Source organism: Leifsonia araucanica, from assembly GCF_051161895.1.
Classification (GTDB): Bacteria; Actinomycetota; Actinomycetes; order Actinomycetales; family Microbacteriaceae; genus Leifsonia.
The window spans coordinates 564,272-587,481 of the sequence record NZ_JBMBTW010000002.1; the positions used below are offsets into that span (position 1 = coordinate 564,272).

The following is a 23,210-nucleotide window of genomic DNA, read 5'->3' on the forward strand; positions in this document are numbered from 1 at the left end:
CCACCGTCCCCTCCCCGTGAGGCTGGACGTGGGAGGCAGCAATGGCAGCGAAAGACGAGTTGGGCCGCCGCGGAGAGAACGTGGCGGCGGAGTGGTTCGAGCGGCGAGGGTTCGTCGTGCTCGACCGGAATTGGCGATGCGCGTCGGGTGAACTCGACCTGATCGTCCGCGGCGACGGCGTGACGGCGTTCGCCGAGGTCAAGACCAGGACGTCGGTGGCGTTCGGCCATCCGTTCGAGGCGATCACCCCGGCGAAGGCCGCGCGTCTCCGACGCCTCGCGGCCGAATGGTGCCGCCAGCACGGCCCGGTGCCCGGCCGCATCCGGATCGACGCCATCGCGGTGATCGACGCCTGGAGCGCACGCCCGTCGGTCGAGCACCTCGAGGGCGTGGCCTGATGCCGCTCGCCCGCACATACGCCATCGCCCTGAACGGGGTCGACGGCAACGTGGTCGAGGTCGAGGCGGACATCGCCGCCGGCCTGCCAGCGTTCTCGCTGATCGGCCTCCCCGACGCCGCACTCGGCGAATCCCGCAAGCGGGTGACCTCCGCCGCGATGAACGCCGGCTGCCCGCTGACCCAGCGCAAGCTGACGGTCAACCTGTCCCCGGCCTCCCTCCGCAAGCAGGGCTCGGCGTTCGACCTCGCCATCGCGGTCGCCGCCCTCGCAGCGGCCGGAGACCTCAGCGCGGAGTCCGCGGCAGCCGCCGTCCACCTCGGCGAACTCGGACTCGACGGCCGCGTCCGTCCCGTCCCGGGCATCCTGCCCGCCGTCATCGCGGCCAGGGCCGCCGGTTTCGCGCGCGTCCTCGTCCCCGCCGCCAACGCGGAGGAGGCGGCCCTGGTCGACGGGGTGGAGGTGGTCCCCGTCGTCAGCCTGCGCCACGCGGCGATCCACCACGGAAGCGATCTCGAGCCTGTGGATGTCGTGCCGGTGGGTGCTGCGGTTGTCGGTGCGCCTGCCACCGACTCGGCGCCGGTCCGCGCGCATCCCGAGCCCGACATCGCCGACGTGGCGGGAAACGACGAAGCCGTCGAGGCCCTCGTCGTCGCAGCCGCCGGCGGCCACCACCTCTCGATGATCGGCCCACCGGGCGCCGGCAAGACGATGCTCGCCACGCGCCTTCCCGGCCTTCTCCCCGACCTCACCGACGAGCAGGCCATCGAGGTCACCTGCATCCGCTCTCTCACCGACGCAGGCATCGCAGGCCGTGGCAGCCCCGGCGACCCCGCATCGTCGCCCCGCGCCCTGATCCGCCGCCCACCGTTCGAGTCCCCGCATCACACGGCCTCCGCCGCGGCGATCGTCGGAGGTGGAACGACCCGGATCGTGCCGGGCGCCATCGTCAGGGCCACCCACGGCGTCCTCTTCCTCGACGAGGCCGCCGAGTTCCCGCCGTCCGTCCTCGACTCCCTCCGCCAACCCCTGGAATCGGGGACCATCACCATCCACCGCGCCACCGGCACGGCAACCTTCCCCGCCCGCTTCCAGCTGGTCCTCGCCTCCAACCCGTGCCCCTGCGGCCGCTACGGCTCACCCGACGAGGAATGCACCTGCACCCCCATCGCCCGCCGCCGCTACCTGGCCCGCCTCTCCGGCCCCCTCCTCGACCGCGTCGACATCCGCCTCGCCGTCCGCCGCATCGGTCTCGCCGCCCTCCGGATCCGTTCGGACCCGGAGGCCTCGCCTGCGCCGGCCTCCGGAATGGCGAGTGGCTCGGGTGTCCGATCGCATCCCTCGGCAGAGCCTCCAGCCGCCTCCGGAACGGCAAGCGCCGACCGATTCCGCTTCGATCCCGGGGCCGCGACCCCACCGGAGGCGGTCTCGGCAAGCGCTCTGCTCCGAGAACGCGTGGTGATCGCCCGGGCCGCGGCGGCGGCCCGCCTCGCCGGCACCGACTGGACCAGGAACGCCGACGTCTCCGGCGCCTGGCTCCGAACCGGCGCCCTCCGTCTCCCACGCGCGACGGTCGGAGCCCTCGACCGGGCCCTCGACCGAGGGGCAATCACGATGCGCGGCTACGACAGAACCCTCCGCCTCGCCTGGACCATGGCCGACCTCGACGGCGCATCCACCCCTACCGGCCACCACATCGGAGCCGCCCTCTTCCTCCGCAGGGGAGCAGCATGACGCCCCGCCTCGCCATCGGAACCCACGCAACACCCCAAGGAACCACCGTGAACGAACCATCTCTGACTCCCGCCGGAACACCTGCCGCGGAAACGTCTCCAACACCACCGCGTATCGGGGTGGCTGAACTCACCTGCGTCCCGTGTCCGCTGCGGGCTTTCGTCCTGGGCGCGACGCGCCCATCCGGACGTCCGGACCCGCGACGATGACCCCCACGGATTTCCTCGGCATCCCGCACGCGGATCTCGCCGACCTTCTCCGCCCCGTCACCCCGACGGCGTCTGTGCTCACCGACACCGCGCCAGCCGGCAGCGTGCGCCCACCGGACTCTGGCGGCCGAGCCCAGGCGGACTCCCGCTCGCGCGAACCCCGACTCACCGAGGACGGGGTCCACGCGCTGGAGACGCGTTTCGCCTGGGCTGCCATCTCCACCCTGATCGAACCAGGGGACACCGATGCTCGACTGCTCGCCGACACCCTCGGCCCCCGGGAGGCACTGCGCAGCATCGTCGTCGGAGATCCGGCAGACACCGTGCTCGGCCGTCTGCGCGAGGTGGACGAACTCGCCACCGACACGCTGAGCCGACGCCTGACTGCCGCGCTCGAACGCTGGAAGCCGAGGATCGCACTCGCCACCGCCACGCGGGCTCTCACGTCGGCGGCGCATCTCCACGCCACCCTTCTCACTCCCGCCGACGATCACTGGCCGGCAGCTCTGGATGCGCTGGGTCACGGCGCCCCGCTCACCCTCTGGGTGCGCGGAGACCTTGCGCGCCTCCACCAACTCGACCGCTCGATCGCGCTCGTCGGAGCACGCGCATCCACCGGCTACGGTGAGCACGTCGCGATGGAGAGCGCGGCCGCGCTCAGCGACAAGGGCTTCGCGATCGTGTCCGGCGGCGCCTACGGGATCGACGGCGCAGCGCACCGAGCAACGCTCGCGAGCAACCAGACGACCGTCGCCTTCCTCGCCGGCGGTGTCGACCGCCTGTATCCGGCCGGGAACACCCGGCTCCTGCAGCGCATCGCCCAGAGGGGGGTGCTCATCGGTGAACTTCCGTGTGGTTCGCCGCCCACCCGCTGGCGTTTCCTTCAGCGCAACAGACTGATCGCCGCTGTCGCGACAGCCACCGTCGTCATCGAGGCAGGCAGCCGTTCTGGATCCCTCAACACGGCGGGCCACGCGGCAATGATGGGTCGGCCGCTCGGTGCGGTCCCCGGCCCGATCACCTCCCCCGCCTCGTCGGGCTGTCACCGCCTCATCCGCGAGTACGACGCCGTCTGCGTCACCACCCCGGACGAGATGGCCGAGCTCGCCGGCGACCCGCTGCCTCCGGATTCGGCCGGAGTGGGGGCGCCGATGGGATGCAACAGGCCGATGACGCATGACCGGGCCCCGTCGAATGAGCGGGAAGGCCCGACGATCGAACTCCTGGGACCAGACCCACACCCATCCCCACACCCAGACGTGGCCGCAGACCGGCCTCCGGCCTTCGCCGAATCCCCACAGGTAGACGGGCACGACGTGCGACTCAGAGACGCGCTCAGCGCACGGACCCCACGCAGCATCCCCGACATCGCGGCCAGGGCAGGTCTTTCGCCATCCGAGGTCATGGCCACGCTCGGCCGGCTCGAGCTCGCCGGTCAGGTCACGGAAGACGAGGGAGGGTGGCGCACGACGCGCTGAGCCGTGCAGAGCGTTGGGTGCGTGGCGTTGAGGACGTGGCGTTGGGACGTGGCGTTGGGGACCTGGCGTCGGGGACCTGGCGTCGGCGACACCACCAAACCGAGCGGCAGCGGGGAGTCGCCGCGCGCGCCAGCCGGTCGTGGGGGAGGCTGGGAGGGTGCAACTCGCCCGGGCTATCGACGACTTCGCCGTGCATCTCACGGTGGAGCGGGGCTATTCGCCGCAGACGGTGCGGGCGTACCGGTCGGACTTGACCGGGCTGGCGTCGTTTGCTGCTACGCGGGGGGTTGAGGAGACGTCGGGGCTGAGCCTTGAGGTGTTGCGCGATTGGCTGTGGGACTCGTCCCAGCACGGTCTGTCCAAGGCGACACTGGCTCGGCGGTCGGCCTCCGCGAAAGGGTTCAGCGCGTGGGTTGCCCGGCAAACCGGGGACGACAACGATCCGGCGGTCCGGCTGCGGGCGCCGAAGGCGGACAAGATGCTGCCGCGCGTAGTCAATCGCTCGCAGATCGACGCGCTCCTTGCGCGACTCGCGGCGCTCGCCGAAGACGGCGATCCCGGGCGGGTGCGCGACCTGGCCGTCATTGAACTGCTGTACGCGACCGGTATTCGGGTGTCCGAGCTGACCGGGCTGGATGTCGACGACGTCGACCTGGACCGGCTGACCGTTCGCGTGCTGGGGAAGGGGGCGAAAGAGCGGGTGGTCCCGTTCGGCGTTCCCGCTCAGACGGCTGTCGTCGACTACCTTCGACGTGCGCGGCCGGTGTTCGTGACCGAGCGGTCCGGGCCGGCGCTGCTGCTCGGGCCCCGCGGGGCGCGGCTCGGGTCACGCGCGGTCTATGGGCTGGTTGCCGGACTGCTCGCCGACATCCCGGGCGGGGGACCCTCTGGCCCTCACGCGCTCCGGCACACGGCCGCCACGCACCTGCTCGACGGCGGTGCCGACCTGCGCGCTGTGCAAGAGCTGCTCGGACACGCCAGCCTGGGCACGACGCAGATCTACACCCACGTCTCCACGGAACGGCTCAAAGAGAGCTACCGCACCGCCCACCCTCGCGCCTGACCCACGCTCCGCGGCGGCATTCGCCGGTGGATGGAGGGGGAGCAGCACCGCCCTCGGCACACGGTCGAAGAACAGCAGGGGAGAGACGTACTCGCCGTCCACGCGCACGCCGACGTGGAGGCAGGTCGCTGCGCAGTGGCCGCCGTTCGCGACGTGGCCGAGGAGCTGGCCGGGTGCAATTTCCGTTCCCAGCGCCAACTCCGATGCGAGGGGCTCGTAGCTGGAGAGAATGCCGTCGCCGTGGTCGAGCGTGAGGACCGGGCGATCGACGACCGTGCCGACGAACTTCACCGTGGCTCGGGCGGGGGCCGTGACCGGTACCGCCGCCCCGGTGCCGGAAGCGACGGCGAAGTCGATGCCCCTGTGCCCTGCCGCGTACGGCGTCGGGGGAGCCGCATACGCGTTCGACAGCACGGCAGGCTGCACCGGCCACGCCCACGCGCCTGGCTGGGTAGTGGCGGTGATGGCGGCCGTGGCGGAGGCGGAGGTGGTGCTGGCCACCGCATCCACTGGCTTGGTTGAAGCAAGCACTCCGATCAACGCGAGCACCAGCGCCAACACCACCGCCAGCCTCACCGCACCTGCCACACCCGCATCCCCTCCACGCTCGCTCACCACTTCCATACCTCAACCCTGTCCGCCGCACTCTCTCGCTGCCGCCCCGGCAGGAATCCCGTGGACAACACCCCAGCGCCGCCTCCTGTGGAGAACCCCGCCCAACACACCCGGCCCGACACCCCGCCCTTGCCCCCAACCGCCTTCGGAGTATCGTGTGGGTCGCCGGTTCGCCGCAGCCAGCGGCAGCCCGCAGCGAGCGGCAGCCCGCAGCGAGCGGCAGCCCGCTGCAGCCGCGGCCAGCCGCGCGCCGTACAGCCACAACCGAAAAAAGGTCTTACATGTCTGAGCAGCAGAAGGCGTCGTCGTCGGCGTCAGCCACAGCGTCGTCGGATGCGAATGTGCCGAAGCCGACCGGAGCCATGCGGAGGAAGGTCATCGGGCTGGCGATCGCTGCAGCCGTCGGTGGCTTCCTGTTCGGCTTCGACTCGTCCGTCGTCAACGGGGCCGTCGACTCGATTCAGAAGCATTTTGCCCTGAACGCGTTCGTCACCGGGTTCATCGTCGCCATCGCCCTGCTCGGCTGCGCCGCCGGTGCGTACATCGCCGGGCGCCTCGCCGACCGCTGGGGCCGGCTGAAGGTCATGCTGCTGGGCGCCGTGATGTTCCTGGTCAGCTCGATCGGGTCCGCGCTGGCGTTCTCCGCGTGGGATCTGGGCATCTGGCGCGTGATCGGCGGTCTCGGCATCGGGATCGCGTCCGTCGTCGCCCCCGCATACATCGCCGAGATCGCTCCGAAGCAGTCGCGCGGCAGCCTCGCGTCGCTGCAGCAGCTCGCCATCACCATCGGTATCTTCGTCGCCCTCCTCTCCGACGCACTGCTCGCCGGGGTCGCTGGATCCGCATCCAACCAGCTGTGGCTCGGGATGGAGGCCTGGCGGTGGATGTTCCTGGTCGGCGTGATCCCGTCGGTCGTCTACGGCATCCTCGCGCTCACGCTGCCGGAGTCTCCGCGCTTCCTGCTGGCGAACGGACGCCACGACGAGGCCAAGGCGATCTTCTCCACGCTCGTTCCGGAGAGCGACGTCGACCGGCAGATCGCCGACATCGAGCGGGCCATCGCCGAGGACAAGGAAGGCAAGAAGGCCACGCTGCGCGGCAACAGGTTCGGGCTCAAGCCGATCGTCTGGATCGGCATCATCCTGTCCGTGTTCCAGCAGTTCGTCGGCATCAACGTGATCTTCTACTACTCGACCACCCTGTGGCGGGCGGTCGGGTTCACGGAGAGCAATTCACTGCTCATCACCGTGATCACCTCGGTCACGAACGTGGCCGTCACCATCGTGGCCATCCTGCTGGTCGACAGGGTCGGGCGGCGTCCGATCCTGCTCACCGGGTCGATCGGCATGACCGTGTCGCTCGGCGTGATGGCGCTGGCGTTCGCGTTCTCCGAGAAGGTCGACGGAGCCGTCACCCTTCCCGGAGCCTGGGGACCGATCGCGCTGGTCGCCGCGAACCTGTTCGTGGTCTGCTTCGGGGCGTCGTGGGGTCCGCTGGTGTGGGTGCTGCTCGGCGAGATCTTCCCGACCAAGATCCGCGGCAAGGCACTCGGCGTCGCCGCAGCTGCGCAGTGGATCGCGAACTTCCTGGTCACGATCAGCTTCCCGCCGATGTCCGACTTCTCCCTGCCGTTCACGTACGGGATGTACGCGATCTTCGCGCTGCTGTCGTTCTTCTTCGTGTTCTTCAAGATCCCGGAGACGAACGGGATGGCGCTCGAACACGCGGAGACGCTGTTCACGAACGCGGGCAAGAGCCGCGGTCCGCAGGTGCGGTCGACCGGCGACACCGTCTGACGCCGGCGCGCCCGACGGCCCGCCGTTCCTGATAAGCTGTCTGAAGCACTCCGCCCGTCGGAGTGACTACGCGTGCCCACACGACCTTCACGGGTCGAGGCCTTCACCGGCTGGCGCGACATCCACCGGTCTTCTTTCTCCAGCGGTCATCCGCGCGGTGAGCGAAGCGGATGCGCGCGCAGGGCACCAGGAGCGGCGGCCACACGGTCGCCACTGACAAACCGCAACGCGCATCCGCCTGCCGGCGCAGAACGCCCTGGCTCCGGATGCCCAGAAAAGGAGAACGGCATCATGGCCGTTGTAACCATGCGCCAGCTGCTCGACAGCGGCGTCCACTTCGGACACCAGACCCGTCGCTGGAACCCGAAGATGAAGCGCTTCATCCTCACCGAGCGCTCCGGCAGCTACATCATCGACCTGCAGCAGTCGCTCGCATACATCGACAAGACCTACGAGTTCGTCCGCGAGACGGTCGCCCACGGTGGCACCATCCTCTTCGTCGGCACGAAGAAGCAGGCCCAGAACGCCATCGCCGAGCAGGCGACCCGCGTCGGCCAGCCCTACGTCAACCAGCGCTGGCTGGGTGGTCTGCTGACCAACTTCCAGACCGTGTCGAAGCGTCTCGCCCGCATGAAGGAGCTCGAGGAGCTCGACTTCGAAGGCACCACGAGTGGCTTCACCAAGAAGGAACTCCTCATCAAGAAGCGCGAGCTCGACAAGCTGCACAAGTCGCTCGGCGGCATCCGCAACCTGTCGAAGACCCCGAGCGCTCTCTGGGTGGTCGACACCAAGAAGGAGCACCTCGCGATCGACGAGGCCAAGAAGCTGGGCATCCCGGTCATCGGCATCCTCGACACCAACTGCGACCCGGACGAGGTCCAGTACCCGATCCCGGGCAACGACGACGCCATCCGCTCCGTCAGCCTCCTCACCCGCATCGTCGCCGACGCAGCGGCAGAGGGCCTCATCCAGCGTCACCAGAAGCCGGAAGAGGGCACCGAGCCCGCCGAGCCGCTGGCCGAGTGGGAGCAGGAGCTCCTGAAGGCGTCCGGCGAAGAGGTCCAGGCCAGCGCCGAGACCGAGAAGGCGGCAGACGCCGACCTCGCTGAGGCCAAGGCGGACTCCGCTGAGGTCGTCGCCGAGGGCGAAGCGGTCGCAGAGGCCGTTGCCGAGACCGAGGCTGCCGACGAGGCCGCCGCCGTCGCGACCGACGACGCCACCGAGGCGGTCGTCGAGGCCGAGACCGAAGCCAAGTAGTCCGCTTCCTCACCACACAGTTTCAGAAGACAAGGGTTCTCAACGAACATGGCAAACATCAGCATCGCTGACATCAAGGCCCTGCGCGAGCAGCTCGGCACGGGCATGGTCGACACCAAGAAGGCGCTCGAGGAGGCCGATGGAGACATCGAGAAGGCCACCGAGATCCTGCGCCTGAAGGGTGCGAAGGGCAACGCGAAGCGTGCAGACCGCTCCACGAGCGAAGGCCTCGTCGCGGCCAAGGAGAACGGCGAGACCGCCACGATGATCGAGCTCGCCTGCGAGACCGACTTCGTCGCGAAGGGCGAGAAGTTCGGCGCCCTCGCCGAGAAGGTCCTCGACGCGGTCACCGCCGCGGGCGCCACCACGGTCGAGGAGGCCCTCGCGGCCCCCGCAGGCAGCCAGACCGTCGCCGAGCTCATCGGCGACGAGGCTGCCATCCTCGGCGAGAAGGTGGAGCTGCGCCGCGTGGCCGTCGTCACCGGCGAGCACTTCGCGATCTACCTGCACAAGACCTCCAAAGACCTGCCCCCGCAGGTCGGTGTCGTGCTCGGCTACGCCGGCGACGACGCGGAGACCGCGCGCAGCATCGCCCAGCACATCTCGTTCGCCAACCCGGAGTTCCTCACCCGTGAGGACGTCCCGGCGGAGGCCGTCGAGAACGAGCGTCGCATCGTCGAGGAGATCTCGCGCAACGAGGGCAAGCCGGAGGCAGCACTGCCGAAGATCATCGAGGGTCGCCTCGGTGCGTACTTCAAGCAGGTCGCGCTCCTCGAGCAGGACTATGCAAAGGACAACAAGCTGAGCATCAGCCAGGTGGTCAAGGACGCGGGGATCACCGTGTCCGGCTTCGCCCGGTTCAAGGTCGGCGCCTAGCAGCACCATGAAGGAGTCCGGATCGTCTCGTACGATCCGGACTCCTTTTCTGTGCGCATGCCGACCGCGTTCGGTGCAGGGCTCGCACACCCACTAGCTTTAACGAGATCGCTCACGGAAGGACTCATTACGCATGTCGGAATCCAACAAGAGGCGCAGGGTCCTTCTCAAACTCTCCGGTGAGGCGTTCGGTGGCGGCCAGCTCGGCGTCAACCCGGACATCGTCAGCGCCATCGCCCGCGAGATCGCGCAGGCGGCGCAGGACGTCGAGATCGCCATCGTCGTCGGCGGAGGCAACTTCTTCCGCGGCGCCGAGCTGTCGCAGCGCGGCATGGACCGCGGCCGCGCCGACTACATGGGGATGCTCGGCACCGTCATGAACTCGCTCGCCCTGCAGGACTTCCTCGAGCAGGCAGGCGCGGAGACCCGCGTGCAGTCCGCCATCGCGATGACCCAGGTGGCCGAGCCGTACATCCCGCGTCGTGCGGAGCGTCACCTGGAGAAGGGCCGCGTCGTCATCTTCGGTGCAGGCGCCGGCCTGCCGTACTTCTCGACGGACACCGTCGCCGCCCAGCGCGCCCTCGAGATCGAGGCCGACGTGGTGCTCGTCGCCAAGAACGGCGTCGACGGCATGTACGACGACGACCCCCGCACCAACCCGGATGCGCGCAAGATCGACCAGATCAGCCACCAGGACGCGCTGCAGCAGGGCCTCAAGGCCGTCGACTCGACCGCGCTCAGCCTCTGCATGGACAACGGGATGCCGATGCGCATCTTCGGCATCGAGCCGGCGGGCAACGTGACCGCAGCGCTGCTCGGCGCCGAGATCGGCACCCTGCTCGGCTGAGGCTGCCGCCGCAACCGCCGCCCGCAGCATCCGCCCGCATCCTGGGCTCTAGACTAGAAACCGTTCCACCGACTGAAGGAGAGACCGTGATCGCGGATGTGATTTCCGACGCCACCCAGCGCATGAGCAAGACCGTGGAGGCGGCGAAGGACGATTTCAGCACGGTCAGCGCCGGTCGCGCGAACCCCGCGCTCTTCCAGAAGGTGCTCGTCGACTACTACGGTTCCCCGACGCCGCTCGCGCAGCTCGCCGGTCTGCAGAACCCGGAGGCCCGCGTCCTGCTCGTCACGCCGTACGACAAGTCGGCGCTGAAGGAGATCGAGAAGGCCATCGTCGCGATGCCGAACATGTCGGCGAACGTCGGCAACGACGGCGACATCGTGCGCGTCACCCTGCCGGAGCTGACCGAGGAGCGCCGCAAGGAGTTCGTCAAGATCGTCCGCACCAAGGGCGAGGACGCTAAGGTCGCGATCCGCAACATCCGCCGCAAGGCGAAGGACGACCTGGACGCCCTCAAGAGCGAGGTCGGCGACGACGACGTGGCACGCGGTGAGAAGGAGCTCGAGAACATCACCCGCTCGCACGTCGACGCCGTCGACGACGCACTGAAGCGCAAGGAAGCCGAGCTCCTCGAGGTCTAGGCGCTGATGACCAACGACACACCGGGCGATCCTGAGAAACCCGTCATCCCCAAGCGGGGCCGGTCGGTGTCGAAGGCCGAGTTCCGAGCCCAGGTGCAGGCCACCCGGGCGGACTTCGAGCGTCAGGTGCTCGCCCGCAAGGCGCAACTGGATGCGACGAACGAGCGCATCGCGGAGCGCACAGGCCGCAACCTGATCCTCGCGATCCTGATCGGCGTCGGCGTCGGCGCCCTCCTGCTGTTCAGCCTGATCTTCATCAAGGAGATCTTCCTGGTCTTCGGGATGGCGATGGTCGGCTTCGCCGGTTTCGAGCTGACCCAGGCGTTCCGCGGGGCCGGCCACCGCGTTCCCCGCACGCCGACGCTGATCGCCGCGCTGGCGATCGTTCCCGCATCGTTCTTCTTCCACGCCGGTGGGCAGCTCGTGTCGCTGTCGGCCGGCATCCTGTTCGTGGTCGTCTGGCGTTTGATCGAAGAGGCCACCCGGCCGGCTGCGCGGCGCGGGGGAGCGGCGCTGGTCCGCGACCTGACGTGGAGCGTGCTCGTGCAGCTCTACGTCGTCCTGCTCGGCAGTTTCGCGATCCTGCTGCTCGCGGAGGACGGCGGGGAGTGGTGGGTGCTGGCGTTCATCATCCTGGTGGTCGCCGTCGACACCGGCGCCTATGTGAGCGGGCTGTCGTTCGGCAAGCACCCGATGGCGCCCACGATCAGCCCGAAGAAGACCTGGGAAGGCTTCGCGGGCGCCGCCGTGACGAGCGTGATCGCTGGCGTCCTGCTCTCGGTGTTCATGCTGCACATGACGTGGTGGTTCGGCGTCGTCTTCGGCGTCGCGCTGCTGCTCACGGCCACCCTGGGCGACCTCGCCGAGTCGCTGATCAAACGCGACCTGGGCATCAAGGACATGAGTTCCTGGCTGCCCGGCCACGGCGGCTTCCTCGACAGGCTCGACTCGATCCTGCCGTCCGCGGCGGTCACGTACGCGCTGTTCCTGATCTTCGGATGACACAATAGGGGAGTGAGCACCTTCCCCCGCACTCGCAAATCGGTCATCGGGTACGACACCGAACAGGTCGACGAGTTCCTGCAGACAGCGCGCCGCGCATACGACGGAGGCGCGGCAGACGGAGGCACGGCGGACGACGCGCCCCTCCTGACGGCCGCAGACATCCGGCACACCGCCTTCGCGATGAAGAAGGGCGGATACTCGACGTCGCACGTCGACGCCGCCCTCGAACGCCTCGAGGACGCCTTCGCGGCGCGCGAGCGGGAGTCCGCGCGGACCGCGATGGGAGACGCCGCCTGGTTCGAGCAGGCCCGCACCACGGCGCAGGTGATCCTCAACCGGCTGGAGCGTCCAGCGGGGGAGCGGTTCGAGCGCGTGAGCTTCTTGACCTACGGCTACAACAAGGGCGACGTCGACCGTTTCGCCACCCGGCTGTCGCGGTATTTCCAGGACGGGCGACCGATGAGCGTCGAAGAAGTGCGCACCGTCACGTTCCGTCCGCAGCGCGGCGGATACCGCGAAATCCAGGTCGATCTGCTGCTCGACGGCGTGACGGATGTGATGCTGGCTGTTCGCTGAGTATGGGTGGGCTGTGTTGGCAGTTCGTCAATTGTTCGTTATGGTTCTGTGATCGTGGGTAGACGAGAAGCAGAGATCATTCCGCTGTCTCCGGCCAACCCGGTCGGCGTAGCGTTCAAGCGACCCCGGCGTCCGCACATCCGGTCGCGTGCGGCCCTCTACGGTTTCGCCTTCACGGCGGCCGTCGGCTTCGCGCTCGTGAATGTGGTCGACCCGTATTCGGGATCGGCGGCGACCCCGGCGTACGCGGACACCGTGCAGGCGACCAGCCGGTTCGGCGACGCTCCCGTGCAGTCGCTCACCGCCCCCGGTTCGTACACCGCGACGGTCACGCGCGAGGCGATGACGGTCAAGCCGAAGCCGAAGCCCGTCGTGGTGGCGCCTCCGAAGCCCGCCGCGACCTCCAGCGACTCCGGCTCCGACTCCGGATCCGGTGGTGGAGCACCCGCCGCCGGCACGCCGGACCCGGGTTCCGCCCAGGCCATCGCCTACCAGATGCTGCAGGCGCGCGGCTGGGGAGACGACCAGTACAACTGCCTGGTGTCGCTCTGGAACCGCGAATCGGGCTGGAACGTCTACGCCTACAACGCGGGCAGCGGCGCATACGGCATCCCGCAGGCGCTGCCCGGCAGCAAGATGGCGTCGGCCGGTCCGGACTGGCAGAACAGCGCGGCCACCCAGATCACCTGGGGGCTCGGCTACATCTCCGGGCGCTATTCGACGCCCTGCGGCGCGTGGAGCCACTCGGAGAGCTCCGGCTGGTACTGATCCCCTCGGGAGCATCCTGAGCGGTCAGCGGCGCTCTGAGCGCCGGATGGTGGCGGCAACGGTCACAGCGGCCGCGAAACGGTAGCGTTGCTGCATGGAGTTCGCGCTGATCGGTGTCATCGGGGTGATCGTCCTCGTCACCGTCTCGAAGTTCTCGAAGCAGCTCGGCGTCGCCGCTCCGCTGGTGCTCGTGCTCGTCGGGGTGGCCAGCTCGTACATCCCCGGTCTGCCGGCTCCGATCGAGGTGCCGCCCTGGGTGATCCTCTCCGCGGTCCTCCCGCCGCTGCTGTACGCGGCGGCGATCCAGGTGCCGCTGATGGACTTCCGGCGCAACCTGGGCACCATCTCGGCGCTGTCCGTCGGCCTGGTGATCGTGACGGCCGTGATCGTCGGCGTCGTGCTGCACGCGCTGCTGCCCGGCCTGTCGCTCGCCGAGGGCATCGCGCTCGGCGCTGTCGTCAGCCCGACGGATGCGGTGGCCGCCACCGCCGTCGCCAAACGTCTCGGCCTTCCCGCCCGGCTGGTCACGGTGCTCGAAGGCGAGAGTCTTGTCAACGACGCGTCGTCCCTGGTGCTGCTGAAGTCGGCGCTGGCGGCGACGGCGGCCGTGGTCAGCATCGGATCCGTCGCCTGGAACTTCGCGTTCTCCGTGGTGGTCGCCATCGTGATCGGGCTCGTCGTCGGCATCGTCACCGTCTACTTCCGTTCCCGGCTGAACGACTCCGTGCTGGAGACCGCGATGTCGTTCGCCGTGCCGTTCATCGCGTACATCCCGACGGAGGAGCTGGGCGCATCCGGGATTCTCGCGGTGGTCGTCGCGGGGCTCTACACCGGACACAACGCTGCGAGGAAGTTCAGCGCGCAGGCCCGCATCGCCGAGCGGCTGAACTGGCGCACCGTGCAGTTCGTGCTGGAGAACGGCGTCTTCCTGCTGATGGGCGTGCAGCTGAACACGATCATCGGCAGCGTCCAGAGCGACAAGGAGTCCATCACCGTCGCCACCGCCGTGGGCATCGGGCTGCTGCTCTGCGTGCTCCTGCTCCTCATCCGGGCCGCGTTCATGACGCCGATCGTGATCTGGCTGCGGGCGACGCAGCGCAGGGCGGCGGAGCTGGAGGACAGGGTCAGCGCGGGCCTCGACCGGGTGCGCAACAGGGATGAGCCCACCACCGAGCGCGGGCACCGGCGCTGGCGCCGGCTCACCCGGTATCTGGAGCGGCGCTCGGCCGACATCACCGAGATGCAGGATTCGCCGATCGGCTGGCGCGGCGGCGCCGTGCTCACCTGGGCCGGGATGCGTGGGGTCGTCACGCTCGCGGCGGCCCAGTCGCTTCCGGCGGACGGCAGCATCCCGTACCGGGCGGAGCTCATCCTGATCGCCTTCACCGTCGCGCTCGTCACGCTGCTGGCGCAGGGAGGAACGCTGCCGCTGATGATCCGGCTGCTGCGCGTCTCCGGCACGGACGCCGCCGCCGACCGGCGCGAGCTGGCCGGCCTGCTCGAAGAGCTCAGCGAGGCGGGCATCGCCGCGCTCGAGAACCCGGAGATCCCGCTGGCGGACGGCCAGAAGCTCGACGACCAGGTGGTCGATCGGGTGCGGCAGGACACCCTGCTGCGGGTGGAGGCGGAGTGGGAGCGCGTCGAACGCGAGGAGCAGGAGGAGGAGACCGTCGGGCCGCACCAGCAGTACCGTGCGCTGCGGGCCGCCGTCCTGGATGCCGAACGCGCCGCGCTGCTCGAAGCGCGCAGCAGGGGGAACTACTCGTCGCGCATCCTGAGCAGGGCGCAGACGATGCTCGACTTCGACGAATCGCGGATGGCGCAACGCGAAGACCGGCCGTGAATCGGGCGTTTAGACTGGACAGATGCCGCGCAGCAACCGTCCCCGAGGTCGCCAGGGCCGGGTGCCCGGCGACGACGACGAGGAGAACGGCCTCGGCCGTCTGCTCGCGGGCTGGCGGCAGACGGAGACCCGCCGTGGCGTGGTCTGGAACGTGCAGCCCGTCTCCGCACTCCAGGCGCAGAAGAGCTACGTCTGCCCCGGCTGCGGAAAAGACGTCGCCCCGGGCGTCGCGCACGTGGTCACCTGGCGCGCCGACGGCGTGATGGGCGACGCTGCGGACATCGCCGCGCGGCGGCACTGGCACGCCCACTGCTGGAAGATCAGCTGACGAGAGAGGTCACGTCCGTGACGACTGCCCCCACCGAGATCCGCGGCGCCATCGAGCTGCCTGCACGACGCGAAGACATCGAGCTGCACACGCGCGACGGCCTCACCCTGGTCGGCGAGCTGGCGAGCCCGCTCGACCGTCCGCCGGTCGCGACCCTCGTCACGCTGCACCCGCTGCCGACGGGTGGCGGCTTCATGGACTCGCACATCCTGCGGAAGGCGGCGGGGCGGCTGCCTGCCTTGGCAGACATCGCCGTGCTGCGCTTCAACCTGCGCGGGGTGACGTCGCCGCGCGGCACCAGCCAGGGCGCGTTCGGGCACGGCGTCGACGAGCGGTACGACGTTGAGGCGGCGATGGACTTCGTCGCGGAGCGCGGACTGCCGAAGCCGTGGCTGGTCGGCTGGTCGTTCGGGACGGAGCTGGCGCTGATGTACGGACGCCAGTATCCCGTCGCCGGGGTGATCCTGCTCTCCCCGCCGCTGCACCGCGCAAAGCCGGAGCACCTGGCGGCGTGGGCGGGGGACAGCCGCCCGATCGTGGCGCTCATCCCGGAGCACGACGACTACCTGAAACCGGATGCGGCCGCCGAGCGGTTCGCGCCGCTGCCGCAGATCGAGCTGGTCGACGTGGAGGGCGGCAAGCACCTGTGGGTCGGCGAGACGCAGACCAGGCGCGTGCTGACCGAGATCGTCGCGCGGGTGAACCCGTCCGCGCTGCCTCTGCCGACCACGTACCCGCCCGTCGACTAGCGACGACGACGGGCGCCGGCGCCGCGCCGCGGGCTAGAGCTCGTTCTGGCGCGGGATGACGACCTGCTTGATGATGAGCAGGATCGCAGCGGCGAACGGGATGGCGATCAGCGCGCCGAGGATGCCGAGCAGCGTTCCACCCGCGAGGGCGGCCACCACGACCAGGGCGCCGGGCACGGCCACCGCGCGGTTCATGATGCGCGGGCTGAGCACGTACGCCTCGACCTGCATGTAGATGATGTAGTAGATCGCTGCAGCGATGGCGGTCGGCGGCCCCGCCAGCAGACAGACCGCCGTGATGATCACCGAGCCGGTGATCGTGCCGACGAGCGGGATCAGCGAGAAGAAGAACGCCACCGACGCGAGCAGGATCGGGAACTTGGCGCCGATGATCGTCAGGAAGATGGCGCTCAGGACGCCGTTGACCAGCGCCAGCGCGACCTGCCCCATCACGTACTTGCCGACGGAGTCGGTGATCTGGTCGCCGAGGTCGGCGAACCGGGAGCGCTTGGAGGCGGGCACCAGCTGGTAGGTGGCGCGCTTGATGCTCGGCAGCGACGCCGTGAAGTAGATGGTCAGGATGATGATGATGATGCCGCCGAACACGCCGCTGACGATGCCGATGCCGGTCTGCAGCACCTGCGAGGTGATGTTGGGCAGGTTCTGCTGCAGCCACTTGGTGACGGCGTCGATGTTGTCCTGGTTGACGATGGTCGGGAACTGGTGCTGCAGCCCCTCGAACCACTTCTCCGCATCCCCGTGGTTGACCCAGCCGATGATGCCCTGGATGAGCTGGGACAGCTGGTCGACGGCCACCGGCACGATCGCCCAGATGAGCAGAGTGACCAGCCCGATGATGACCACCAGGGTGACGGTGAGCGCCGCCCAGCGCGGGAACTTGCGCCGTTCGAGGAACGAGATCAGCGGCTCGATGCCGAGCGCGATGAAGAGGGCGGCTCCGATGTAGGTGAGGATCGTCGCCAGGTTGACGATCGAAGTCAGGAGCAGGAAACCCAGCCCGACCCCCAGGGTTCCGATCAATCCGACGCGGAACGGGTTCAGGATCTTCACGGGGCCCCCACGGTGCTCTTGGTCAGTCTCTGTCGGTGGTCACCTTCTCGGCCTGCTGCAGGACTCCACGCAGGTTCTCGAAGTAGCCGGCAACGGCTTCGCGCTCAATCCTAATCTGGGCCAGCCGCTCCTCGGCGTCCGCCACCAGGCGGCGTGTCCGTTCGTCGGCGTCCTCGATCAGCGCAGCTGCGCGTTCCTCGGCTTCGGCGACGATGGTACGCCCGGTTTCGTCCGCTTCGGACTTCGCCGACTTGATTGTCGTGCGCGCCTCGTTCTCGGCCTTCTCCGCTTCCGCACGCGCCTGCGCCGTGCGCTTGACGGCGTCGGCGAGCTGAGTGTTGGCCTCGTCGAGGTACTTCTGGGTCTGGGCGACCGCTTCCTGGTGCCGGAGCAGGTAGTCCTTCTCGGCCTCGTCGCGGCGCGCTTTGAGTTCGACGTCGAGGTCGATGCGGGCCTGCTCGATCTCGCGGGTGCGCGCATCCACGGTCTCGAGCACCTCGGTGCGCATCGTGGTGAGCTCGGTGTCGAGGGCGGACCGCGCCTGCACGGACTCCTGCTCGAACGCGCTGCGCAGGGAGGCGAGCTCGGCTTCCAGCGCTGTGCGTGCCTCGGCGACCTCGGCGGCCAGGGTTGCGCGCGCCTCGGCGGTCTCCCGCTCGAGGGCGACGCGGGCCTGCTCGGTCTCCGCCGCGAGGTCGACGCGGGTCTGCTCCGCCTCGCGCTGCAGGGCGAGGCGCTGCTGCTCCCTGTCGTTCTCCAGCTCGTTGGCGGTCGCCTCGCGCTGGTCGGCCAGGTCGACGGCCGTGCGGCGGGTGTCCTCCGCGAGCGTGCTCTGGATGCGCTGGACCTCCTCGTCGAGGCTCGACTTGGTCTGCTCCACCTCGGCGGCGAGGGCGGACTTCGTCTGCTCGACCTCTGCGGCGAGAGCCGACTTCGTGGTGGTGACCTCGGTCTCGAGGGCCGACTTCGTCTGCTCGACCTCGGCGGCGAGGGCGGATTTCGTCTGCTCGACCTCTGCGGCGAGGGCCGACTTGGTCTGCTCGACCTCTGCGGCGAGGGCCGACTTGGTCTGCTCGACCTCGGCGGCCAGCTCGGCCTTGGTCTGCTCGACCTCGGCGGCGAGGGCCGACTTCGTGGTGGTGACCTCGGTGTCGAGAGCGGACTTCGTCTGCTCGACCTCTGCGGCCAGGGCCGACTTCGTGGAGGTCACCTCGGCGGCGAGCTCCGACCGGACGTTCGCGGTCTCCGCCGCGAGGGCGCTGCGCTCGCGCGCGAGCTCGTCGGCGAGCGAACTCCTGGCCGCGTCGACCTCCTCGGCGAGGGATGCGCGCAGCTCGGTGGCCTCCGCATCCAGTTCGCGGCGCTGCCGCTCGGCGTCCGCGGCGAGGGCCGCCCTGGTCTGCTCGACCTCGGTGGCGAGCGCGGTGGCCGTCTGCTCGCGGTCTGCGGCGAGGGAGGCTGCGGTGGTCGCGCGGTCGGACTCGAGCTGCGCCCTGGTCTCGGTCGCCTCCTTTTCGAGGGCGGTTCTCGTCTGCAGGACCTCGTCGGCGAGTTCCTTCCTGGTGCGCTCGACCTCCTCGGACAGGGCGCTCCTGGTGGTCGCCGCTTCGGCGTCGAGGGCGCTCTTCGTGGTGCTGACCTCGGTGGCGAGGGCGCTCTTGGTGGTGGTGACCTCGTCCACGAGTGCGCTCTTCGTGGTCGTGACCTCGTCCGCGAGCGCGCTCTTCGTGCGGGTGACCTCGTCGGCGAGCTCCTGCTTCGTGCGGGTGACCTCGTCGGCCAGGGCGCTCTTCGTGCTGGTGACCTCGTCGGCGAGCGACGACCGCGTCTGCTCCACCTCGGCGTCGAGCGACGCCTTGGTCTGCTCGACCTCGACCGCGAGGGCCTTCTTGGTCTGCTCCACCTCGGTCTGCAGCGCGAGGCGTGTGGTCTTGGACTCGTTCTCGAGGTCGGCCTTCGTCTGGGCCGTCTCCGCGGCGATGGCCGCCCGCTGCTGCTCGACCTCTGCTGCGAGGTCCGCGCGCGCCTGGGCGGCTTCGGCGGCGAGGGCGTTGCGCGTGCTGGTCTGCTCCGCCTCGAGGCGGTCCGCCGTCTCCGCCACCTGCCTGGCCAGGTCGAGCCTGGTCTGCTCGGACTCGCGCTCGAACGCCGCCCTGTCCTCGGCGAACGCGGTGGCGAGCTCGGTGCGCCTGGTTTCGATCTCGCGGTCGAGCTGGGCGGCCTCTGCGCGAGCGGCCTCCGCCTCCCTGGTGGCCACGGCCTTGAGCTCGGCGGCCTCTCTGTCGGCCTCCGCGCGGACGGCGGACGCCTCGCGCTTGCTGGTGGCCCTGACCTCCGCCGCCTCCGTGGCGACGGCTCCGCGGATCGCCGCGGCCTCGCGCATCGCGTCGGTGAGCAGCGTCTCCTTGTCCGCCCTGGTCTTCTCCAGCAGCTCGGCCGACTCGATCTGGGCGTCCTCGATGGCGGTCGTCGCGCGGGCCCTGGCGTCGGCCAGGATGCGCTCCGCCTGCTGGGATGCGGTGGTCTTGATCTTCTCGACCTCTGCTGCGACACCGGCGCGCAGCTTCTCCGCGTCGATGTCCGCCTGCGCGATCAGCCGGGTGGACTGCTCTTCGGCGACCCTGAGGGTGTTCTCCAGTTTGGTGCCGAGGCCGGAGAACGTCGGGCTGCCGACCTCCTCGATCTCCGCGTTGAGCTCCTCGACGCGCACCTGCAGGCGCTTGATCTCCTTGGTGGCGTCCGCGGCCTGCGTGTTCGACTTGATCAGGTCGCGGCGCAGCTCCTGCAGGGCCTTGTCGACCTCGTCCTTGTCGTAGCCGCGGAAGACCTGGGTGAAGTTCGATTCGTCGGTGGCCACTTCATACTCCTGAAAGCTCGGGGGGTGCGGCGCCTGGCGTGCACCCCGACGATCCTACATTTCAAGCCAGGGGCGCGCACCGGTGGACAGTGCATCCGTGGAGGCAATGGTTAGACGGCTCCCAGGGTGACCCGGTATCTTTGTGTAACTGTGCCTCCCGTCGTCTCCGGCACAGAAGGAGCTTGCTTGCGTTTCGTACTCGCCATCGTCGCGTTCGTCGTGGCGGCCGTCATGATCGTCGCGGGAATCGCCCAGCGCACGGTTTTCGCGCCCCCGTCGCAGATCGCCGCGACCACGACTGTCAAAGGCGACCCTCGATTCATCGTGATCGACGGCGCTGTGCTGAACGCACATCCCGGGCAGCAGACCCTGTCGGTGAGCGGTGGAGACGCCAAGTCGCAGGTGGTCGCGTACGGCAGGACCGCCGACGTGAAGGCCTGGCTGGGCTCCGAGAAGTATGTGAGCCTCGGGCTCGACAAGACCACCGGCGACATCACGATGAAGACGGTCACCACCAAGACGACGGACGGTGAATCGACGTCGACGGCCACTCCGGCCCCGACGTCCACCCCGGCCGCTCCCGCCGACCCGGCGACGACCACCCCGGCGGAGGGCGCGACGACGGGCGACGCGGCCGCCACGCCGAACCCCAACCCGGCCGGCTCCGACATGTGGCTGGAGGAGTTCGACGGCGAAGACGCGCAGGTCACCAGGATGAACGTCCCGGACAGCATCAGCGTGATCGTCGCCGGAGACGGCACGAAGGCTGCTCCGAACCAGATCCGCGTCACCTGGCCGGTCGACTCGAGCACCCCGTTCGCCTTCCCGCTGATCATCGGCGGCCTCGTGCTGCTGGTGGTGGGCATCGGCCTCTACCTCTGGGGCCTGTACGCCATCCGCAAGTCGCGTGGCCCGCGCAGGAAGGGCGGACCGAAGATGCCGAAGCTGCCGAAGGCGCCCAAGTACAAGCCGTCCAAGGCCGTCGAGGCCACCCCGAAGGGCCGTCGGTCGATCAGGCGCTCGATGGTCGCCGTGCCGATCACGCTCGTCGGCGCCCTGGCCCTCAGTGGATGCTCGATCGGCTCCGTGCAGTCGTCCTCCGTCCCGATCCGCACGGCGAGCCCCATCACCACCGAGCTCCCCAAGGCCAAAGACCAGCTTCCCCCCGCCGTCACCGTCCCGCAGCTGGAGCGCATCGTGAAGCGCATCTCCGCCACGGCGACCACGGCCGACGCGAAGGCCGACCCGGCCATCGCCAAGCAGCGCTTCACCGGTCCTGCCCTGCAGCTGCGCGAGGCCAACTACGCCATCCGCGCCAAGAAGGCGGACGAGCCAGCTCTTCCGGCCATCCCGGCCAGCCCGATCGTGCTCTCGCTCCCGCAGGCCACGGACACCTGGCCGCGCACGGTCACCGCCGTCGTCGAGACGCCGAAGGACGCCAACGGGGCGGCCCAGGCTCCTCTCGCGCTGACGCTGGTGCAGGAGACCCCGCGCGACAACTACCTCGTGACGTACGCCGTCTCGCTCGAACCGAAGGCCAAGGTCCCGAACCTCGCACCGGCGAGCATCGGCTCCGCCGTCGTGCCGCCGGACTCGAAGCTGCTGAAGCTGCCGCCGAAGGAACTCGCCGCCGCATACGGCGACGTGCTGATGAACGGGGACGCGAGTACGTCCGCCGCGCTGTTCAGTCCGGACGGCGACACCCTGCGCACGCAGGTCGGCGCCGAGTGGAAGGCGCAGCAGAAGGCCGAGCTGCAGCAGAAGTTCGGCGCGACGTCGTCGCTCGACTTCACCAGCGCCGTCGGCGCAGGACCGGACATCGCGATGGCGACCAACGACTCCGGTGCGATCGTCTGGGTCAACCTCGAGGAGACGCAGACCCTGCGCGTCGTCGAGGCCGGAGCGGAAGTGGACGCAGGGCCGACCTCCGCCGCGCTTTCCGGAGTAGCGTCGTCCAAGACGGGCATCGCATCCACTTACGGATACCAGCTGGCGTTCTACGTGCCGCCGGCGGGCTCGTCCTCCAAGATCACCCTCCTGGGCTTCGCCCAGGGCCTCGTCTCAGCCAAGGAAGTCCAATGAGCCAGATCCCGCCGAGCCCCACGAACCTGCGCGGAGCCGTCGACCTCACCTCGCTCGTGAACCGGGCCATGACGTCCGGGCAGCCCGCAGCGGCCGGCGCGGCCGCCGGAACGGCACCGGCGGGGGAGCAGGGCGGCGACGTCGCTCTGCCGAGCCTCTACTTCGAGGGCACGGACGCCAACTTCAACGACTTCCTCGACCTCTCGATGACCGTCCCGGTGGTCGTCGACCTGTGGGCCGAGTGGTGCGAGCCGTGCAAGCAGCTCAGTCCCATCCTGGACAGGCTGATCGCCGAGTACGGCGGCCGCCTGGTGCTGGTGAAGGTCGACGTGGATGCGAACCCGCAGCTCACGCAGGCGTTCCAGGCGCAGTCGATCCCCGCCGTCGCCGCCGTCATCGGCGGACGCCCCGTGCAGCTCTTCGCCGGGGCGATCCCGGAGCAGCAGGTGCGCGACGTGTTCGAGCAGCTCCTGCAGCTCGCCGCCCAGAACGGCGTGACCGGACGCGCGGCCGTCGACGGCGCAGCGGTGCCGGAGGCCGGAGACGCGGCGGAGCAGGCGGAGCCGACGCCGGAGCCGCTTCCCCCGCACCACGCGGAGGCGTACGAGGCGATCGAGCGCGGCGACTTCGACACGGCCATCGCCGAGTACAAGACCGCGATCGCCCAGGACCCGCGCGACAGCATGGCCGTCGCCGGCCTCGCCCAGGTGAGTCTGCTCGCGCGGCTGGCAGGAAAGTCGCTCGACGAGATCCGCTCGGCCGGGGCCGCCGCTCCCGACGACGTGGACGCGCAGCTGCTCGTGGCCGACCTCGACATCTCCGGCGGACACGTCGACGACGCGTTCGACCGGCTGCTCACGCTGTTCCCGAAGCTCGACGCCGCGGGCAAGGACGCGGTGCGCACGCGCATCCTGGACTATTTCGAGATCGTCGGTGTGGATGACCAGCGCGTCGTGAAGGCGCGGGCTAGGCTGGCGTCGCTGCTGTACTGAGCCGATCACCGGCCCCAGCGGCTTCC

General features: G+C 69.5%; 19 protein-coding genes and 1 pseudogene. 17 read left to right on the forward strand and 3 right to left on the reverse strand.

Annotation, left to right across the window (positions count from 1 at the left end; all coding sequences use genetic code 11):
- Positions 1–41 precede the first annotated feature (41 nt).
- The 4 genes from ACN6M5_RS02650 to ACN6M5_RS02665 all read left to right on the forward strand — a co-directional run bounded on the left by ACN6M5_RS02650 (position 42) and on the right by ACN6M5_RS02665 (position 4,881).
- Complete coding sequence (locus tag ACN6M5_RS02650) at positions 42–398, forward strand: YraN family protein (RefSeq protein WP_434948412.1); 357 nt, start codon at positions 42–44, stop codon at positions 396–398.
- On the forward strand, positions 398–2,131 hold the full coding sequence (locus tag ACN6M5_RS02655; RefSeq protein ID WP_434948413.1) for a YifB family Mg chelatase-like AAA ATPase: 1,734 nt from the start codon (positions 398–400) through the stop codon (positions 2,129–2,131). The genes ACN6M5_RS02650 and ACN6M5_RS02655 overlap by 1 nt, the downstream gene beginning before the upstream one ends.
- 205 nt (positions 2,132–2,336) lie before the next feature.
- Positions 2,337–3,818 (forward strand): DNA-processing protein DprA, encoded by a 1,482-nt coding sequence (gene dprA, locus ACN6M5_RS02660; RefSeq protein WP_434948414.1) that lies wholly within the window; start codon positions 2,337–2,339, stop codon positions 3,816–3,818.
- Between the two features lie 157 nt (positions 3,819–3,975).
- Complete coding sequence (locus ACN6M5_RS02665; protein ID WP_434948415.1) at positions 3,976–4,881, forward strand: tyrosine recombinase XerC; 906 nt, start codon at positions 3,976–3,978, stop codon at positions 4,879–4,881.
- 90 nt (positions 4,882–4,971) lie between these two features.
- Here ACN6M5_RS02665 and ACN6M5_RS02670 read toward each other — a convergent pair.
- Positions 4,972–5,505 (reverse strand): annotated as a pseudogene (locus ACN6M5_RS02670) (peptidoglycan DD-metalloendopeptidase family protein); the annotation flags it as partial.
- Between the two features lie 272 nt (positions 5,506–5,777).
- On the opposite strand from ACN6M5_RS02670, the gene ACN6M5_RS02675 reads away from it, so the two are divergent.
- From ACN6M5_RS02675 to ACN6M5_RS02725, 11 genes are all read left to right on the forward strand, one after another.
- On the forward strand, positions 5,778–7,292 hold the full coding sequence (locus tag ACN6M5_RS02675) for a sugar porter family MFS transporter (protein WP_085368561.1): 1,515 nt from the start codon (positions 5,778–5,780) through the stop codon (positions 7,290–7,292).
- Positions 7,293–7,583: 291 nt separating this feature from the next.
- A complete protein-coding gene (gene rpsB, locus ACN6M5_RS02680; protein WP_085368560.1) occupies positions 7,584–8,549 on the forward strand; it encodes a 30S ribosomal protein S2 in 966 nt (321 codons plus the stop codon).
- A 48-nt stretch (positions 8,550–8,597) separates the two neighbouring features.
- The gene (tsf, locus tag ACN6M5_RS02685; RefSeq protein ID WP_168689280.1) at positions 8,598–9,425 is read left to right on the forward strand and encodes a translation elongation factor Ts; all 828 of its coding nucleotides are present in this window, start codon (positions 8,598–8,600) and stop codon (positions 9,423–9,425) included.
- A gap of 133 nt (positions 9,426–9,558) precedes the next feature.
- Positions 9,559–10,272 carry a UMP kinase gene (gene pyrH / locus ACN6M5_RS02690; RefSeq protein WP_085368558.1) on the forward strand — a complete coding sequence of 238 codons (714 nt, stop codon included), beginning with the start codon at positions 9,559–9,561 and terminating at the stop codon, positions 10,270–10,272.
- 86 nt (positions 10,273–10,358) lie between these two features.
- Positions 10,359–10,913: a ribosome recycling factor gene (frr, locus tag ACN6M5_RS02695; RefSeq protein ID WP_085368557.1), complete on the forward strand. Its 555-nt coding sequence runs from the start codon at positions 10,359–10,361 to the stop codon at positions 10,911–10,913.
- Positions 10,914–10,919: 6 nt separating this feature from the next.
- A complete protein-coding gene (locus ACN6M5_RS02700) occupies positions 10,920–11,915 on the forward strand; it encodes a phosphatidate cytidylyltransferase (protein ID WP_434948416.1) in 996 nt (331 codons plus the stop codon).
- Positions 11,916–11,927: 12 nt separating this feature from the next.
- Positions 11,928–12,494, forward strand: a complete 567-nt coding sequence (locus tag ACN6M5_RS02705) for a DivIVA domain-containing protein (protein WP_085368555.1) — start codon at positions 11,928–11,930, stop codon at positions 12,492–12,494.
- Between the two features lie 54 nt (positions 12,495–12,548).
- Positions 12,549–13,262, forward strand: coding sequence for an aggregation-promoting factor C-terminal-like domain-containing protein (locus ACN6M5_RS02710; protein ID WP_247597373.1), 714 nt, complete (start codon positions 12,549–12,551; stop codon positions 13,260–13,262).
- Positions 13,263–13,356: 94 nt separating this feature from the next.
- A complete protein-coding gene (locus ACN6M5_RS02715; protein ID WP_434948417.1) occupies positions 13,357–15,105 on the forward strand; it encodes a cation:proton antiporter in 1,749 nt (582 codons plus the stop codon).
- Between the two features lie 22 nt (positions 15,106–15,127).
- Positions 15,128–15,433 carry an Rv1322 family protein gene (locus ACN6M5_RS02720; protein WP_085368553.1) on the forward strand — a complete coding sequence of 102 codons (306 nt, stop codon included), beginning with the start codon at positions 15,128–15,130 and terminating at the stop codon, positions 15,431–15,433.
- 17 nt (positions 15,434–15,450) lie between these two features.
- A complete protein-coding gene (locus ACN6M5_RS02725) occupies positions 15,451–16,182 on the forward strand; it encodes an alpha/beta hydrolase (protein ID WP_434948418.1) in 732 nt (243 codons plus the stop codon).
- A 33-nt stretch (positions 16,183–16,215) separates the two neighbouring features.
- On the opposite strand, the gene ACN6M5_RS02730 is transcribed toward ACN6M5_RS02725, so the two are convergent.
- Both ACN6M5_RS02730 and ACN6M5_RS02735 read right to left on the reverse strand, forming a co-directional pair.
- Positions 16,216–17,253 carry an AI-2E family transporter gene (locus tag ACN6M5_RS02730; RefSeq protein WP_085368551.1) on the reverse strand — a complete coding sequence of 346 codons (1,038 nt, stop codon included), beginning with the start codon at positions 17,251–17,253 and terminating at the stop codon, positions 16,216–16,218.
- A gap of 22 nt (positions 17,254–17,275) precedes the next feature.
- Positions 17,276–20,110 (reverse strand): apolipoprotein A-IV repeat region-like domain-containing protein, encoded by a 2,835-nt coding sequence (locus tag ACN6M5_RS02735; RefSeq protein ID WP_434948419.1) that lies wholly within the window; start codon positions 20,108–20,110, stop codon positions 17,276–17,278.
- Positions 20,111–20,296: 186 nt separating this feature from the next.
- Here ACN6M5_RS02735 and ACN6M5_RS02740 point away from each other — a divergent pair, with 186 nt between their 5' ends.
- Positions 20,297–22,192, forward strand: coding sequence for a DUF8094 domain-containing protein (locus ACN6M5_RS02740; protein WP_434948420.1), 1,896 nt, complete (start codon positions 20,297–20,299; stop codon positions 22,190–22,192).
- Entirely contained in the window at positions 22,189–23,184 is a 996-nt protein-coding gene (locus ACN6M5_RS02745; protein ID WP_168689285.1) for a tetratricopeptide repeat protein, read from the forward strand. The genes ACN6M5_RS02740 and ACN6M5_RS02745 overlap by 4 nt, the downstream gene beginning before the upstream one ends.
- The last annotated feature ends 26 nt before the right edge of the window (positions 23,185–23,210 follow it).